The organism is Aeromicrobium sp. MLTX1 (assembly GCF_046452335.1).
Taxonomy (GTDB): Bacteria; Actinomycetota; Actinomycetes; order Propionibacteriales; family Nocardioidaceae; genus Aeromicrobium.
Map to the genome: position 1 here is coordinate 477,259 of NZ_JBKFDN010000001.1, position 16,116 is coordinate 493,374.

The 16,116-nt window shown below is 72.2% G+C and carries 12 protein-coding genes; 2 read left to right on the forward strand and 10 right to left on the reverse strand.

The annotated features are described in order from the left end of the window. Positions 1 to 60: 60 nt before the first annotated feature. Both purM and purF read right to left on the reverse strand, forming a co-directional pair. Complete coding sequence (purM, locus tag ACK99Q_RS02245; protein WP_410184615.1) at positions 61 to 1,104, reverse strand: phosphoribosylformylglycinamidine cyclo-ligase; 1,044 nt, start codon at positions 1,102 to 1,104, stop codon at positions 61 to 63. Continuing rightward, positions 1,101 to 2,597, reverse strand: a complete 1,497-nt coding sequence (gene purF, locus ACK99Q_RS02250) for an amidophosphoribosyltransferase (RefSeq protein WP_410184616.1) — start codon at positions 2,595 to 2,597, stop codon at positions 1,101 to 1,103. Before purF ends, purM begins: the two co-directional genes overlap by 4 nt. Before the next feature lie 152 nt (positions 2,598 to 2,749). Between purF and ACK99Q_RS02255 the strand changes: the two genes are divergently transcribed. Continuing rightward, a complete protein-coding gene (locus ACK99Q_RS02255; protein ID WP_410184617.1) occupies positions 2,750 to 4,300 on the forward strand; it encodes a long-chain-fatty-acid--CoA ligase in 1,551 nt (516 codons plus the stop codon). Between the two features lies 1 nt (position 4,301). Here the strand turns inward: ACK99Q_RS02255 and ACK99Q_RS02260 are convergent, their stop codons facing one another. The 4 genes from ACK99Q_RS02260 to rfbB form a co-directional block, all read right to left on the reverse strand. Continuing rightward, entirely contained in the window at positions 4,302 to 4,913 is a 612-nt protein-coding gene (locus ACK99Q_RS02260; RefSeq protein ID WP_410184618.1) for a peptidylprolyl isomerase, read from the reverse strand. A gap of 23 nt (positions 4,914 to 4,936) precedes the next feature. Further along, complete coding sequence (locus tag ACK99Q_RS02265; protein ID WP_410184619.1) at positions 4,937 to 5,287, reverse strand: sterol carrier family protein; 351 nt, start codon at positions 5,285 to 5,287, stop codon at positions 4,937 to 4,939. Between the two features lie 100 nt (positions 5,288 to 5,387). Further along, positions 5,388 to 6,689: a sugar nucleotide-binding protein gene (locus ACK99Q_RS02270; protein WP_410184620.1), complete on the reverse strand. Its 1,302-nt coding sequence runs from the start codon at positions 6,687 to 6,689 to the stop codon at positions 5,388 to 5,390. A gap of 9 nt (positions 6,690 to 6,698) precedes the next feature. After that, a complete protein-coding gene (rfbB, locus tag ACK99Q_RS02275; protein ID WP_410184621.1) occupies positions 6,699 to 7,697 on the reverse strand; it encodes a dTDP-glucose 4,6-dehydratase in 999 nt (332 codons plus the stop codon). Between the two features lie 64 nt (positions 7,698 to 7,761). On the opposite strand from rfbB, the gene rfbA reads away from it, so the two are divergent. Next, entirely contained in the window at positions 7,762 to 8,625 is an 864-nt protein-coding gene (rfbA, locus tag ACK99Q_RS02280; RefSeq protein ID WP_410184622.1) for a glucose-1-phosphate thymidylyltransferase RfbA, read from the forward strand. Here the strand turns inward: rfbA and ACK99Q_RS02285 are convergent. The 4 genes from ACK99Q_RS02285 to ACK99Q_RS02300 form a co-directional block, all read right to left on the reverse strand. Then, positions 8,598 to 10,745, reverse strand: coding sequence for a CDP-glycerol glycerophosphotransferase family protein (locus ACK99Q_RS02285; RefSeq protein WP_410184623.1), 2,148 nt, complete (start codon positions 10,743 to 10,745; stop codon positions 8,598 to 8,600). The genes rfbA and ACK99Q_RS02285 overlap by 28 nt on opposite strands. A 35-nt stretch (positions 10,746 to 10,780) precedes the next feature. Continuing rightward, positions 10,781 to 12,037, reverse strand: coding sequence for a DUF222 domain-containing protein (locus ACK99Q_RS02290; RefSeq protein ID WP_410184624.1), 1,257 nt, complete (start codon positions 12,035 to 12,037; stop codon positions 10,781 to 10,783). Between the two features lie 72 nt (positions 12,038 to 12,109). Continuing rightward, positions 12,110 to 13,873 carry a glycosyltransferase gene (locus tag ACK99Q_RS02295; RefSeq protein WP_410184625.1) on the reverse strand — a complete coding sequence of 588 codons (1,764 nt, stop codon included), beginning with the start codon at positions 13,871 to 13,873 and terminating at the stop codon, positions 12,110 to 12,112. Continuing rightward, positions 13,870 to 16,101, reverse strand: a complete 2,232-nt coding sequence (locus tag ACK99Q_RS02300) for a CDP-glycerol glycerophosphotransferase family protein (protein ID WP_410184626.1) — start codon at positions 16,099 to 16,101, stop codon at positions 13,870 to 13,872. The genes ACK99Q_RS02295 and ACK99Q_RS02300 overlap by 4 nt, the downstream gene beginning before the upstream one ends. Positions 16,102 to 16,116: the final 15 nt, after the last annotated feature.

Genomic DNA, 16,116 nt, shown 5'->3' on the forward strand with positions numbered 1-16,116 from the left:
AGAACGCATGAAGCGGCCCCGGCTCGGCGAGTGCGGGAGCCGGGATTGCAGCGAATATTCTCAGCCGAGGGTGACGGATCCGCCCTTGCCGTGCACATCGGCCGCTGCGACCTCGCCCGCGATCCACGCGTCGACGCCCTGATCGGCCAGCAGCGAGACCGCCGCGTCGGCCGCGTCCTGCGCGACGATCGCGACCATGCCGACGCCCATGTTGAGCGCCTGGTCGAGGTCGGCCTGGGCCACTCCGCCGAGCTCGCCGACGAGGGTGAAGACGGGCGCCGGCGTCCAGGAGGACCGGTCGAGGCGCACCGAGACCGTGTCGGGCAGCACGCGCTCGAGGTTGGCCGCCAGGCCGCCCCCGGTGATGTGGGACATCGCGTGGACCTCGACGCCGTCGGCCAGCGCCAGGCACGGCTTGGTGTAGAGGCGCGTGGGGGTCAGCAGCTCCTCGCCGAGGGTGCGGCCGAACTCGGGCACCTCGCGGTCGAGCTCCCAGCCGGCCTTCTCGAAGAAGACGTGGCGCACGAGCGAGTAGCCGTTGGAGTGCAGTCCGGACGAGGCCATGGCGATCACGACGTCGCCGTCGCGCACGAGGTCGGCGCCGAGCAGGCGGTCGGCCTCGACCACGCCGGTGGTGGAGCCGGCGACGTCGTACTCGTCGGGTCCCAGCAGGCCCGGGTGCTCGGCGGTCTCGCCGCCCAGCAGCGCGGTGCCGGTCTCGGCGCACGCCGCGGCGATGCCCTTGACGATGTCGGCGATCCGCTCGGGGACGACCTTGCCGCAGGCGATGTAGTCGGTCAGGAACAGCGGCTCGGCACCGCACACGACGAGGTCGTCGACGAGCATGCCGACGAGGTCGAAGCCGATCGTGTCGTGGCGATCCATGCGCTGCGCGATCGCGACCTTGGTGCCCACGCCGTCGGCGCTGGTGGCCAGCAGGGGGCGGCGGTAGTCCTTCAGTGCCGAGGCGTCGAAGAGGCCCGCGAAGCCGCCGATGCCACCGACGACCTCGGGGCGGGTGGCCTTCGCGACCCACTGCTTCATGAGCTCGACCGCGCGGTCGCCCTCTTCGATGGAGACTCCGGCGGAGGCGTACGAGGTCACTGGATCACCTTCAGGGGCTCGGTCCCGTTCTGCGGCAGCTCCAGCAGGTGCTTGCCGATGAGGTCGTCGTCCGGCAGCTCCACCGGGTAGATGCCGTCGAAGCAGGCGCGGCACAGGTTGTCCGCGGGGACGTTCGTCGCCTCGATCAGGTCGTCGAGCGAGACGTAGGACAGGCTGTCGGCGCCGATCGAGCGGCAGATCTCGTCGACGCTCAGGCCGTTGGCGATCAGCTCGGCGCGCGAGGCGAAGTCGATGCCGTAGAAGCACGGCCACTTCACCGGCGGGCTGGAGATGCGCACGTGCACCTCGGCCGCGCCGAACTCGCGCAGCATCCGCACGAGGGCCCGCTGGGTGTTGCCGCGCACGATCGAGTCGTCCACGACGACGAGGCGCTTGCCGGCGATGACGTCGCGCAGCGGGTTGAGCTTCAGCCGGATGCCGAGCTGGCGGATCGTCTGCGACGGCTGGATGAACGTGCGGCCCACGTAGGAGTTCTTGACCAGGCCGTGGCCGAACGGGATGCCGCTCTCCTCGGCGTAGCCGATCGCGGCGGGCGTGCCCGACTCGGGCACCGGGATCACCAGGTCGGCCTCGACCGGCGCGGTGTTCGCGAGCTTGCGGCCGATGCGCTCGCGCACGCTGAACACGCGCTGCTCGTTGATCGTGGTGTCGGGACGCGCGAGGTAGACGTACTCGAAGATGCAGCCCTTCGGCGCGGCGTCGGCGAACCGGCTGCTGCGCAGTCCGTTCTCGTCGATCGCGACGAACTCGCCGGGCTCGATCTCACGGATGTAGGACGCGCCCACGATGTCGAGGGCCGCGGTCTCGCTGGCGATGACCCAGCCGCGCTCCAGTCGACCCAGCACGAGCGGGCGGATCCCCTGTGGGTCGCGCGCGCCGTAGAGCGTGGTCTCGTCCATGAAGACCAGGGAGAAGGCGCCGCGCAGCTGCGGCAGCACCTCGAGTGCCGCGTCCTCGACCGAGCGGTCGCGGTAGGACGCCAGCAGCGAGGCCATGACCGACGTGTCGGTGGTGGCCGTCTCGGCCGAGGCGGACTTCGCGTCGCCCTCGGTGCGCTCGCGCAGCAGCTGGACGAGCTCGTGGGTGTTGGTCAGGTTGCCGTTGTGCCCCAGCGCGACCGAGCCCTGGGCGGTGGGCCGGAAGGTGGGCTGGGCGTTCTGCCACACGCTGGCGCCGGTGGTGGAGTAGCGCGCGTGGCCGATCGCGATCTGGCCGGCGAGGGACTCCAGGGTGGCCTCGTCGAAGACCTGGGACACCAGTCCCATGTCCTTGTAGACGAGGATCTGCCGGCCGTTGCTGACGGCGATGCCGGCCGACTCCTGCCCGCGGTGCTGCAGGGCGTAGAGACCGAAGTACGTGAGCTTGGCGACCTCCTCACCGGGGGCCCAGACACCGAAGACGCCACAGGCGTCCTGGGGGCCGGCGTCGCTGGGGTCGAGCTCGTGGGTCAGGAGACCATCTCCGCGGGGCACGGGTCCCAGTCTAGCGGCCGTCCGCACGTTCCCCGACCGGCACCGGAAAGCCGGAATGGCCATTAACAATCAACCTTGACTGGAAGTCTTCCGTGCGGCGCCCCGTCGCACTACCGTGTGACCCACCTCACCACCGGCCTCCAGGAGACCTCATGACCGATGCCGCCTTCATCGCCGACCACGCGCGCGCTGCCGCCCAGGCCGCGCCCGACGAGACCGGCTGGATCTACGAAGGGCGCGAGTGGACCTGGGCGCAGGTCTGGGAGTCCGTCCAGCGCACCGCGGGCGCGCTGCGCGCCGAGGGCATCGGTCACGGCGACCACATCGCCGTCGTCGACAAGAACAACCCCGCGATCCTGCAGCTGGTGCTCGGCGCGAGCCTGCTCGGCGCGGCCACGGCGATCGTCAACTGGCGCCTCGCCGGCGACGAGCTCGACTACACGATCAACGACGCCGGCGCGAAGGTGCTGTTCGTCGGTCACGAGCTGCTCGACCAGGTCGAGATGATCCGCGAGAGGCTCACGACCGTCGAGCGGATCATCGTGATGGGCGGCGACGCCGACGAGCTCGAGGCCTGGCAGTCCGCGGGCGAGGCGCTCGAGCAGGCCGACGACGTCACGGCCGACGACCCGGTCGTCATCATGTACAGCTCGGGCACGACCGGACGCCCCAAGGGCGTGCTGCTGACCCAGCGCAACCTCGTCGCCCACACCGAGGCCGCCGACACCGGCATCGCCTACGGCGAGGGCGCCAAGATGCTCATCGCGATGCCGATGTTCCACGTCGGCGGCACGTCCTACGCGATGTTCGGCCTCAAGAACCGGGTGCCGGGGCACATCATCCGCGAGGTCGAGCCCACCGCCCTGGCCGGCGCGATGATGTCGGGCGTCACCCACGCGTTCCTCGTGCCCGCCGTCGTGGCGATGCTGCTGCAGGCCGGGCCCGACGCGATGAAGCTGTTCAGCGGCCTGCGTGGATTCTCCTACGGCGCGGCACCGATGCCGCTGACGATCCTGCGCGGGGCGCAGGAGCACTGGCCGAACACGGCGTTCTACCAGGTGTACGGCCTGACCGAGTTCTGCGGCGTCGTCACGATGCTGCACGACGACGAGCACCGCGACCTCGAGCACCCCGAGCGGCTGCTGTCGGCCGGCAAGCCGATCCCGGGCGTCGAGGCGCGCGTGGTCGACCCGGCGACGTTGCAGGACGTCGCCCCCGGTGAGCCCGGTGAGCTGTGGTTCCGCACGGACCAGGCGACGCCCGGCTACCACGGCAAGCCCGAGGCCACGGCCGAGCTGTACGCCGGCGACGGCTGGGTCCGCACCGGTGACATCGGACGGATCGACGCCGACGGCTACGTCTACGTCGAGGACCGGATCAAGGACATGATCATCACCGGCGGCGAGAACGTGTACTCGCCGGAGGTCGAGCGGGTCCTGTCCGAGCACCCGGCGCTGCTCGAGGTCGCGATCATCGGCGTCCCCGACGACACGTGGGGCGAGTCGGTCAAGGCGGTCGTCGCCCTGCGGCCCGGCGCCGAGGCGACCGAGGCCGAGATCATCGCGTGGGCCCGCGAGCAGCTGGCGCACTACAAGGTGCCGAGGAGCATCGACATCGTCGAGCTGCTGCCGCGCAACCCCTCGGGCAAGATCCTCAAGCGCGACCTGCGCAAGCCCTACTGGTCGAACGGCCGCCAGGTCTGAGTCAGGAGACCGACTCGATCACGACGTCGTTCTTCGGAGCGACGCCGTCCGCGCCGTTGCCCTCCTCGGCGATGGCGCGGGCGGCGTCCATCCCGGCCTCGTCGACCGTGCCGAACACCGTGTAGGCGGCGGGCAGGGCGGCGTCCTCGAGGACGATGAAGAACTGCGAGCCGTTCGTGTCGGGGCCGCTGTTGGCCATCGCGAGCGTGCCGGCGGGGTAGGTCTCGTCGCCGCTCAGCTCGTCGTCGAAGCTGTAGCCGGGGCCGCCCGTGCCGGTGGCGGACGGGTCGCCGCACTGGAGCACGAAGCCCGGCACCAGGCGGTGGCACTTCGTGCCGTCGAAGTAGCCCTGCTCGGCCAGCGACGCGAACGAGTTCACGGTGCACGGCGCGGCGTCGGGCGTGAGCGTGAGACCGAAGTCGCCCCGGTTGGTCTTCACCGTCAGCTGCTCGGGGGCGAGCAGGTCGGACGGTGGAAGCTCGGCGTCCTTCGCGGCCGCCGACTCCTCGACGTACGAGCACTCGCTCGAGCCGGCGTCGGAGTCGTCGCCGCCTCCGCAGGCCGCGAGCAGCGGGAGGGCCAGGACCGACAGGAGCAGGAGTCGCACGCGCATGGGGAAGACCCTAGCGAGCGCCCTCACGGGGCCAGCGGCAGCAGTGGGGAGAGGTCGGATCGCTCGCCGCTCGCCCGCACGGACGCGTCTGCCCAGGCCAGCCGCCCGCGTGCGAGGGCGATCCAGGTCTCGGCGTCGGTCTCGACGACCGCCGGCGGCGTGCCGCGCGTGTGGCTGGCGCCGGCGATGCACTGGATGGCGGCGAACGGCGGGATGCGGACCTCGACGCTGTGCCCGGGCGCCTTGCGCTGGAGCAGGGCCAGCAGGTGCTTCGTGGCGGCCTTGAGGTCGGCGCGGTCGGCGTCGCCGGCGTCGATGCGCGCGCAGATCGCCGCGAACTCGGCGGGATCGATCGGTGTCAGGGTGCGCGCCACCCGGTCACCCTATCCGGCCGACTGAACGAGGTTTCCTGTCACTTCACGGGGTTTGCGAACCACGTGAAGTGACGGTTTCCCCGGTTAACCGGGGAAACCGTCACTCCGGCAGCCGCAGCGCGGAGTGGCGGGGGCGAGGGGCGGCGGGGCGGCCGGCGAGGTACTCCTGCGTGCTGACGCCGCGGACGTCGGCGGGGTCGCGGCCCTCCTCGGCGAAGACCCGGCGGGCGATGTCGGCCCACGACTCGACCGGCCCACGGCCGGTGACGTGGTGGATCCCGTACGGCGCCTCGGACCGCAGCAGGTCGACGATCCCCTCGGCCAGCACGGAGGCGGGCGTCAGCCGGCCGAGCTGGTCGTTGACCACCGACGGCGAGACGCCCTCGCGCGCGAGCCGGCGCATCGTGTCGACGAAGTTCGCGCCCTCGCCCACGACCCAGCTGGTGCGCACGAGGTAGTGCCGCGGAACGACCGACGTGACCGCCTCGGTCGCCGCCTTCGTCTGGCCGTAGACGCCCAGCGGCGAGACCGGCTCGTCCACCCGGTGCTCCTCGACCGTGCCGTCGAAGACGTAGTCGCTCGAGACGTTGACGAACGTGAGCCCGCGGTCCGTCGCGATCCGCGCCATCGCCGCGACGCCGGTGACGTTGATCGCCCAGCACAGCCGCCTGCCCTCGGGCGTCTCGGCGCCGTCCACGTTCGTGTAGGCGGCGGCGTTGATCAGCGTGCCGACGCCGCTCCAGTCGATCGAGCCGAGCGTCTCGGGCCGCGAGAGGTCGACCTCGGGGAAGTCGTGGAACTCGGCGTCGGGCAGCACCCGCTGCAGCGCCCGGCCGAGCTGGCCGCCCGCGCCGATCACCACGGTGCGCCGCGGCGCCATCGGGGCGACCTCGGCCAGCAGGGGGTGGGCGCGGTCCTTCTCGGACATCTCCCCCACCGGCAGCGGCCACGGGATCGCGACCTCGGGGTCGAGCAGGTTGACGTTGGCGTAGACCGCGTCGGGGCTCCAGTGCTCGTTGACGAGGTACGAGTAGGCCGTGTCGTCGTCGAGCACCTGGAACGAGTTGGCCACCCCGCGCGGCACGAACACGGCCGTGCGGGGGTCGAGCTCGGTCCAGAAGGTGGCGCCGAACGACTCGCCCTCGCGCAGGTCGACCCACGCCCCGAACGCCCGGCCCGCCGCCACCGACACGTACTTGTCCCACGGCTCGGCGTGGATGCCGCGGATCGTGCCCGCGGCCGCGTTGAACGAGACGTTCTGCTGCACCGGACCGAAGTCGGGCAGGCCGGCCGCGACCATCCGCTCCCGCTGCCAGTTCTCCTTGAACCAGCCGCGGTTGTCCTCGTGCACGTCCAGGTGCGCCACCAGCAGGCCGGGGACGGGCGTGGTCTCGATCCTCATCGCGCTCCCCTACTGGCCCAGCGCCGCGTACTTGGCCTCGGTGGCCGCCTTCGCGGGACGCCACCAGTCCTCGTGGTCGCGGTACCACTGCACCGTGTCGGCGAGTCCGGCCGAGAAGTCGGCGAAGCGCGGCGTCCAGCCCAGCTCGGTGCGCAGCTTCGTCGAGTCGATCGCGTACCGCAGGTCGTGGCCCGCGCGGTCGGCGACGTGGTCGAAGTCGTCGGGCTCGCGGCCGAAGAGCGCCAGCAGCGCCTCGACCACCTCGCGGTTCGACCGCTCCCCGTCGGCGCCGATCAGGTAGATCTCGCCGATCCGGCCGCGCGCGAGGATCGTCAGGACGGCGGCGTTGTGGTCGTCGACGTGGATCCAGTCGCGCACGTTGAGGCCCTCGCCGTAGAGCCGCGGTCGCACGCCGTCGATGAGGCCCGTGATCTGGCGCGGGATGAACTTCTCGAGGTGCTGCCACGGGCCGTAGTTGTTGGAGCAGTTCGAGATCGTCGCGCGCACGCCGAACGACCGCACCCACGCCCGCACCAGCAGGTCAGAGCCGGCCTTCGTGGACGAGTACGGGCTCGACGGGTTGTAGGGCGTGGACTCGGTGAAGCGCTGCGGGTCGTCGAGCTCGAGGTCGCCGTAGACCTCGTCGGTGGAGATGTGGTGGAAGCGCACGTCGTGGGCGCGGACGGCCTCGAGCAGCGTGTACGTGCCGACGATGTTGGTGTCGAGGAACGGCCGCGGCCCGACGAGCGAGTTGTCGTTGTGCGACTCGGCGGCGAAGTGGACCACCGCGTCGGCGTCGGCCACGAGGGAGTCGACGAGCGCGGCGTCGGCGACGTCGCCGACCTCGAGCCGCACGCGGTCCTCGGGCAGTCCGGCGAGCGCCTCACGGCTGCCGGCGTAGGTCAGCTTGTCCAGGACGGTGACGTGGTCGTCGGTGTGCTCCACGACGTGGCGGACGAAGTTGGACCCGATGAAGCCGGCTCCCCCGGTGACCATCAGTCGGCGCATGGGGCCGAGCGTAACGCTGATCGAACCCCCTCCGGGGCGGTCTTGGCCACAGTAGGGTGCACCCATGCGCGGCATCATCCTGGCCGGAGGAACCGGATCGCGGCTGCACCCGATCACCCTCGGGGTCAGCAAGCAGCTGGTGCCCGTCTACGACAAGCCGATGATCTACTACCCGTTGTCGACCCTCATGGCCACGGGCATCCGCGACATCTTGGTCATCACGACGCCCCACGACGCCGAGGCGTTCCAGCGCCTGCTCGGCGACGGATCGCGGTTCGGGATCAACCTGACGTACGCGCAGCAGCCCTCCCCCGACGGCCTCGCGCAGGCGTTCCTCATCGGCGCCGACCACATCGGCGACCAGGGCTCGGCGCTGGTCCTGGGCGACAACATCTTCTACGGCGCGGGACTCGGCACGAACCTGCAGCGTTTCGACCAGACCGTCGGCGCCGCGGTCTTCGGCTACCACGTGGCCAACCCGCGGGCATACGGCGTCGTGGAGTTCGACGCCGACGGGCGGGCGATCTCGCTGGAGGAGAAGCCCAGCGTCCCGCGCAGCAACTACGCCGTGCCGGGCCTGTACTTCTACGACGACACGGTGGTCGAGCGGGCCCGCGCGCTGCGGCCGTCCGCGCGCGGCGAGCTGGAGGTCACCGACCTCAACCGCACGTACCTCGACGAGGGCACGCTGCAGGTGGAGGTGCTGCCGCGCGGCACCGCCTGGCTCGACACCGGCACGTTCGACGACCTCGCCGACGCGGGCGCGTTCGTCCGCACGATCGAGAAGCGGCAGGGGCTCAAGGTCTCGTGCCCCGAGGAGATCGCGTGGCGGCTGGGCTGGCTCTCCGACGAGCAGCTCGCCGAGCTGGCGCGTCCGCTCGTGAAGAGCGGCTACGGCGGCTACCTGCTGGGGCTGCTCGGCTCCTGAGGTCCCAGCCACGCGTCGACCACGCGCGCGGCGGCATGACCGTCGTCGAGAGGCGCGAACCGCTGGCGGAAGGCGCGCGCCTGGTCGGACGAGGGTCCTGCGAGCGCCTCGATGACCTCGTCGGTGGAGGTCGCGATCGGTCCCGGCGGCGTCTCCTGGAGGTCGAGGTAGAAGCCGCGGTCGTCGCGGTACTCCTCCACGTCGGGCACGAGCAACACCTGGGGGCGCTCGGTGACGGCGAAGTCGAACATCACCGAGGAGTAGTCGGTGACGAGCACGTCGGCGGCCGCGAGCAGCGCCGTGATGTCGGGGTGCGCCGTGACGTCGAGAACGCCCGGTGAGCTGATCCGCCCTCGCCCCGCGGCCGCGTTGCTGTGGCTGCGCAGCAGGACGGTGGCGCCGGTGCGCTCGTGGACGAGTGCGGCGTCGAGGTGCGACACGAAGGCACGCCGTCCCTGCTCGGTGCGGGCGGTGTCGCGCCACGTGGGGGCGTAGAGGACGACGCGCTCGTCACCGAGCCCGAGCGCCTCGCGGGTGGCGCGGCGGAGCGTCTCGGCCCGGTCGCCCGTGAGGGCGTCGTTGCGCGGGTAGCCCTCGAGGATGACCCGGCCGTCGAAGCCGAGCGCCTGCGGCAGGACGCCGGCGGCGAAGGAGTTCTGGGCGAGCAGCGCCTCCCACGCGCCCGCCTCGCGCGCCATCGCGGCGGTGTAGCCGGCCGAGAGCCGCGGAGAGGCGATGTCGCGGCCGATCCGCTTGAGCGGGGTGCCGTGCCAGGTCTGGAGGTAGCGCTGGCCCTCGCGGAAGCGGACGTAGTGCGGGAACTCGGCGTTGTTGACGAGGTAGGTCGCGTGGGTGAACGCATCGTGCCACTCGCGCGAGTGCAGCAGGATCGGCCGGGAGCCCTCGGGCACGGCGACGGAGTGGTCGGTGACGACGAAGTCGACGGGGATGCCGCGGCGCACCAGCTCACGCGCCACGGGGGCCACGCTGTCGCCGGCGCCACCGCCGCCGAAGCACATGGCCACGGCGCGCTCGCGCAGCGGACCGGCGCTCTCGCGGACCTCGTCGAGCAGGAGGCGCTGACGGCGGCGGCCGCGGTCCTCCACGGGGATCGGGTTCCTGACGACGAGGGCGACGCCGGGGTCCCCGGAGGTCCAGCCGCGCGGGGTGACGAGCAGGTCGACGAGGTCGATCGCTCGCTCGGCCAGGGGCAGGGCGAGCGAGGCCGGGTCGGCGAGGTCGAGCGGCACGTCGGCGGTGACGGCGAAGCGACCGGCGGGGATGGTGGCGGCGGCACCGAACCGGTCGACGCGGGCGTCGAGGTGCAGCGGGGAGGGCCCGCCACCCCAGGCCTCGGAGACGCCCGCCACGGTGAGCTCGTGGTCGCCGGCGGCGAGGCGGACGCCGGAGGCGGTGGGGACGACGGCGAGCGGCTGGGCTCCGTCGAGCGCGGGCACGACGACCTCGGCCGTGCGGACGACGTCGTCGGACGTGACGGTGACGGTGAGGGTGAGGGGCTCGCTGCGGTCGCGGTCGATCGTGGCGCACCAGGACGCGCCAGTCTGGTCGGCCCAGCGCTCGCCGCTCTCGGCGTCGGCCACGGGGTCGGCCCGCTGCGTCACCGGGACCTCGACGGTCCCGGCGGTGACGCGGACGGTGTCGACGTCGGGGTCGAAGGCGAGGCCGGAGATGAAGCTGGTCCCGGCGACGTATACGGGCGAGGAGCCGGCGGCCTCGACGGTGACGCGAAGAGCAAGGTCGTGCTCCTGCGCGGCGAGCAGCCACCCGGGGACCTCGACGCCCTCGCCGAGGTCGATGCGGTGGGTGTCGCGGTGGACGAGGAACGAGGGCCCGTGGACGGTGCGCGACTCGGCCAGCCACTCGACGGTCTTGCGGTCGCCGTGGGCGGCCGCGTAGAGGGCGACGCGGTCGCGGACCGGCAGGTCGAGCCAGTCGGCCCGGTTCCAGGTGGCGGCGCCGGACTCGACCTCGGCGACGAGCGCCTGCCACTGCGGGCCGTCGAGCCGGAAGGCGGTGCGCACGCGCTTGGCGAGGGCCGGCGGCGACGGGGCGTCGCCGTGCCGGCGCAGCCGCTGCACGATCCTGCGCACGAGATCCATCCGGTCAACCTACCGATCGGTGGGCGCGGACCGGGTCACCCGGTGAGGCTCAGGGGTCGGTAGTGGTGGTTGCGTCGCCAGGGCTCGCCGGGACGCCGGCGGAACTCGACGACCTGGTCGGTCGGATGGAGCCGGAGATCCCAGTCGCGGTCGTGCACCTCGTGGTGGTGACGGGAGCAGAGCAGGACCCCGTCGTCGACGGTGGTGGGACCGCCGCGCGACCACGGCACGAGGTGGTGGCTCTCGCACCAGCCGGGTGGCCGGTCGCAGCCGGGGAACGCGCAGCCGAGGTCGCGCTGCGCGAGCGCGCGGCGCTGGGCGACGGAGTGGAGCCGCTCCTCGCGGCCGAGGTCGAGGACCTGGGACTCGCCGCCCAGCACCATGGGGAGGATGCCCGCGTCGCAGGCGAGGCGGCGGAGCTGGCCGGCGGAGACGGTGGTGCCGTGCTCGGTGACGCCGGCGCGGTCGGTGGCGCCGCGCAGGCTGGCCTCGTCGACCGTGACCACGAGAGTGGCGGGCACGCCGCCGTGGTTGCCGAAGCCGTCCTTCGGCAGGTGGCGCACGAGCCGGACGAAGGCCTCGCCCTGCGCGCGCGGACGATCCGTGACGTCGTCGCCCTTGCGGGGCGCGGTGGCCGAGTCCATGAGGGAGCGCAGGAGGTCGCCCGTGACGGCGTCGACCTCGAAGCCGCCCTTCACCATGCCGGTGGCCGGATCGGGGCGGGTCATCCAGAACGAGGCTTGGGCGGCCTGCTGGCGCTCCTCGCGCTCGAGGAGCTGGTTCTCGATCGCGTCGGCGCGGCGCACGTCGACGACCTCGACCGCGCGACGGGCCTTGCGGCGCAGCTGCTCGAGCGGGAGGTCGGGTGCGGCCGCGGTGAGATCGGACTCGACGGCGCGGCGCTCGTCGGTGGTGAGGTCAGCCGGGAGGTCCTGCAGGGCGTCGGTGACGATGCGTGCCTTGTCGGCGGACATGCCCTCGCGACCGAGCGACTCGCGCAGCACGGGCGCGGTCTCGAGCTGTTGGGCGAGGCGCACCTGCTGCGCCGCCTCGCGACGCGAGACGCCCGCCTCCCGGGCGACGAGCGCGGTCATCGAGATCTCGCCGGCGGCACGGTGCGCCTCGGCGCGAGAGGCCTCGGCCATGGCTGCGAGCCCCAACGCGGTGGCCTTGCGGACGAGCTCCTGCGCCAGTCGATTCAGACGGACGAGCTCGCCGGCGGTGAGCTCGGTCAGGTCGCACGCCAGCGCCGCGTCGAGCGCCTGCGGCCCCGACTCGATCTGACTGAACACCCGATGCATGCGTCCCCCGACGACTCGAACTGATGCTCGAAGTCTACTGCATTGGGCCCAACGAATCAAGCATCAATCGGTGGTCTCCGCGTGATCGCGCTGCCACCAGAAGGTGAGCTGCTCGCGCGGCACCCTCGGCTGCACGACGACCTTGAGCCGCCGCGGCCCGGCGAGCGCGAGGTATCCCTGCCGGTCCTCGAGCTCGAAGTCCCACGGCAGCTGGAGCGCCAGTGACTGGTCGACCAGTCCGTGCACCTCGTGCTCGCCGACCTCGGACGGGACCTCGATCGCTGTCGGGTCCTGGAGGTCGCCCTTCCACAGCACGACCTCGGCGAGCGCCAGGGCCCACGGCTCCTCGCCCGTCAGAGCGACGTCACCCGCCTGCTGGCGGATCGCAGCCGAGCCCGTCGGATCGATGCGGGTGACGACCTCCCGACGCGCGCGTCCGTGATGTGTCACCTCCAGCACGAGCTCCGAGGAGTCGACGTCGTCGAGGTCGGGCAGTTCCAGCTCGAGGTCCCAGACGCTGTCCTCGTTGCTGCGGCGCGTGGTGCGGACCCGGTGGCCGATGAACTCCTCGGAGGCCGTCACCGTGAACTCGCGCTCCCAGCCGGTGATGTCGCGCAGCCACGCACGACAGGTCGGCACTCCCCCGTCCACGTGACGCAGCCACGCTGCGACGGTCAGGCGCAGGCCGGACTCGTCGAGGTGGGCGCGCAGGATCGTCGCGTCGAGCGGCGTCTGCCGCTGGGACAGGATGCGTGCCGCGTCCGGATCGCCCGTGAACGGGAAGACCAGCGCGGGCTCCCCACCCACCTCGTCCGACCGGAGCGAGGCGAGGTCGAAGCCGCCCTCCTCGACGAAGGACGCGACGTCGGAGGCGCGCCCGGCTCGCAGCAGCGCATAGACGACCCGCGCCTCGGCCGGCGCTTCGGACAGATCGAGGTCCGGCTCCGCGAGAAGCTCGAGCGCCCCGCGGAACAGCCGCTCGCGATAGCCCTCGTCCTCGACCTTCGTCAGCGTGCGCAGGTACCGCGGCACGTCGTTCGACAGCACTTGCGAGGCACGCGCCGCGCGCGCACCCGGGACGGCATCGAGCGCATTGAGACTCAACGCGATCGCGTCGAAGAACGCACCGATCGAGCGCTCCGTCGCCTCCCTGGTGATGGACCCGGGACGGACCCGCCAGAGGTACGTGGGGAACGGCACGATGTCGATCCGGTCGGCTGCGGCGAACGCGCGCGCCGTGACCTCCTGGTCCTCGTAGAGAACACCCTCGCGGAATGCGAGCCCGGCCTTGTCCCAGAAGGAACGGCGGTAGACCTTCGACCACGCCGTCGCCTGCGCCAAGAGCTCGGGGTGCTCGTGCGCGACGACGGTGCTCCTCCGCTCGTCGTAGAACTCGGCAACCCAGGGCGGCGTGGGGCTGATGGAACCCAGGTCGCGGAACTGCTGGTACGGCAGCAGCGCATAGTCCGCACTCGTCTTCTGCAACGAGTCCAGCGCTTCCCACAGGCCGACCGCGTTCACCCGGTCGTCGGAATCGACGAACGTCAGGTACGGCGCCGTCGCGTGCTCGATGCCCGTCATCCGCGCCGCGCTCAGCCCGCCGTTCGGGCGGGTCAGGACGTGCACCCGAGCATCCCGGCGCGCGTACTTTCGGGCGATCCTCGCACTGCGATCCGGGGAGCCGTCGTCGACCACGATGACCTCGAAGGGCGCCTCCGGCTGCTCGAGGATCGACTCCAGGCACTCCGCCAGGTACTCCTCGACGTTGTACACGGGCACGATCACGCTCAGCAGCGGCTCGGGAGCCGCGCGCCGGAACAGCCTCACGCGTCCCACCCGAGCAGCCCGTCGACGGCGCGCTCGGCGGCGTGCCCGTCGTGGAACCGGTTGAACCGCTCGTTGAACGCGGCGTACGCCTCGGCGTACTCGGAGCTCCACGCGGTGTCGCGCACGAGCCGCGCCAGCTCGCCGGCGTCGCGCACGACCGGGCCCGGCGCGGACTCCTCGAACGGGAACAGGAATCCGCGCAGCTCCTGCTCGTACTTCTCCAGGTCGGGGACGAAGAAGATCATCGGCTTGCCGGTGATCGCGTAGTCGAACCGCACCGACGAGTAGTCGAGGATCGCGAGGTCGGAGGCCAGCACGAGGTCGTTGATCTCGGGGTGGTCGGTGACGTCGACGACGCCTCCCCCGCTGCCGTGGCGCTGGTCGGACCGGGCCACGGAATGGTGGCTGCGCTGCAGCACGACGACGTCGTCGCCGAGCTCCTCGGCGAGCGCCTTGACGTCGAGCAGTCCGGGATCGGCCGACGTGTTGTCGCCGCGCGAGAGGTCCTCGCGCCACGTGGTGGCGTGCAGGACGGCCACCTGGTCGTCGCGGATGCCGAGCAGGCGGCGCGTCGCGCGGCGCACCTCGTCGGCGTCGTCGGCGAGCAGGGAGTCGGTGCGCGGCAGGCCGTGGTCGAACGCCGGCCCCTCCCAGTCGTAGGCCTCGCGGTAGAACTCCGCCGCCTCGGGATAGGGCAGGGCGATCACGTGCCAGTACGCGGAGCGGCGCTCGGTGGCCTCGTACTGCGCCTTCCACGGCGCCATCCGCCGCGCGAAGTCGGGCCGGCCCATGCGCTTGAACGGCTGGCCGTGGAAGGTCTGCAGGTAGACCTGGCCGGGCCGCAGCCGCGTATAAGCGCCGACCTCGGTGTTCTTCACGAGGTACTTCGAGGCGGCGAGCGCCGAGTACCACTCTCGGGTGCCGGCGACGACGCGCTTGGCGCCCTCGGGCAGCGGCACGGAGTGGTCGACCGTGCCCCAGTAGAGCCGCATGCGCGGGTCACGGCGGTGCAGCTCGCGGTGGATCGCGGCCTGGCTGTCGGTGGCGACCTCGGCCCAGTAGCACTGGAACATGGCGGCGCGGGCATCCACGTCGACCTCGAGCGCCGCGTAGGCCTCGCGCAGGTCGCGCTGCCCGTACATCGCGTTCTCGTCGCGTTGTCGCGGCTTGATGAGGCGCAGCCCTGCGTCGGTGGTGTGGCCGACGAGCGGGCCGTCCTCGAGGTCGGTGGGCCAGCCGGCGAGGTCGGCCGCGAGCGGTAGCGGGACGCCCTCGGACACGACGGCGTAGTCGCCGACGGGCAGCGGCAGGTCGCCGCGTCCCCAGCGCTCGGCGGTGGCGGGGAAGACGGCACGGAAGCTCGAGCCCAGGCGGGTGAACTCGGAGGCCGCCAGCGTGACCGATGCCGACTCCAGCGTCGGTGCGGCATCGAGCCCACGGCCCTTGACGACGACCGTGCCGCGCTCCAGCGAGATCGCGTCGACCGCCGGTCCGATCGGGTCGGGCGCGGCGACGAGGCCGATCCGGCCGGTGGCGGTGCGACCGGCGAGCCGGACCTCCACCTCGACCTCGAGCGCCTGCTCGGGACCGAGGCGCGACAGCGCCACGTCGATCGCCCAGGTGCTGCGGTCGTAGGTCTCGCGCCACGTCGCGGCGCCGCCTCGGTGTCCGGAGGTCTCGCCCGTCCACTCGGCGCGGACACCGGGCGTGACGACGGTCAGCTCGGGCACGGCGCCCGGGACGTCGATGTGCGCGAAGCCGGCCCGGAGCACGGCCTCGAAGCGGTCGCCGACGACGCGCGACCGGACGACCTCGCCGGCGAACCGGGTCTCGGAGTCGGCCAGCACGAACGCCTCGCGCGGGATGCTCGGATCGTCCCAGCCGGGCAGGTGGACGACGGGCTCACCCTCGTGCACGCCCGCGGCGAACTGGCGCACGTCGGTCAGTCCGAGGTTCAGGGCCGCGTGGAGGGCGTCGAGGTCGTCGTGCTCGAGGTGGTGCAGCGCGACCTTCGCCCAGGAGGGCAGCCGGCGCACGAGCTGCGCGCGGTCTACACCGTGGAGGAGCTCGGGCAGCCGGACACGGAGGTCGGCCTCGACGCTGCCGTCCACGTCCTTCGGCAGCCGGCGCACGAGGGGCGGCAGCTCCTTGACGAGCACGTCGAGGGGCTTCGCCGGACCCGTCGCGAGGTCCAGCACCCGCCGCGAGAGCGACCGCAGCCTGCCCATGTCACCTACGCCTTC

Bases quoted from the DNA above. Each gene is read 5' to 3' on its own strand.
- ACK99Q_RS02300 (WP_410184626.1), bottom strand. From the start codon at position 16,101: ATGGGCAGGCTGCGGTCGCTCTCGCGGCGGGTGCTGGACCTCGCGACG.
- ACK99Q_RS02270 (WP_410184620.1), bottom strand. From the start codon at position 6,689: ATGAGGATCGAGACCACGCCCGTCCCCGGCCTGCTGGTGGCGCACCTG.
- ACK99Q_RS02260 (WP_410184618.1), bottom strand. From the start codon at position 4,913: ATGCGCGTGCGACTCCTGCTCCTGTCGGTCCTGGCCCTCCCGCTGCTC.
- ACK99Q_RS02285 (WP_410184623.1), bottom strand. From the start codon at position 10,745: ATGGATCTCGTGCGCAGGATCGTGCAGCGGCTGCGCCGGCACGGCGAC.
- rfbA (WP_410184622.1), top strand. From the start codon at position 7,762: ATGCGCGGCATCATCCTGGCCGGAGGAACCGGATCGCGGCTGCACCCG.
- ACK99Q_RS02255 (WP_410184617.1), top strand. From the start codon at position 2,750: ATGACCGATGCCGCCTTCATCGCCGACCACGCGCGCGCTGCCGCCCAG.
- rfbB (WP_410184621.1), bottom strand. From the start codon at position 7,697: ATGCGCCGACTGATGGTCACCGGGGGAGCCGGCTTCATCGGGTCCAAC.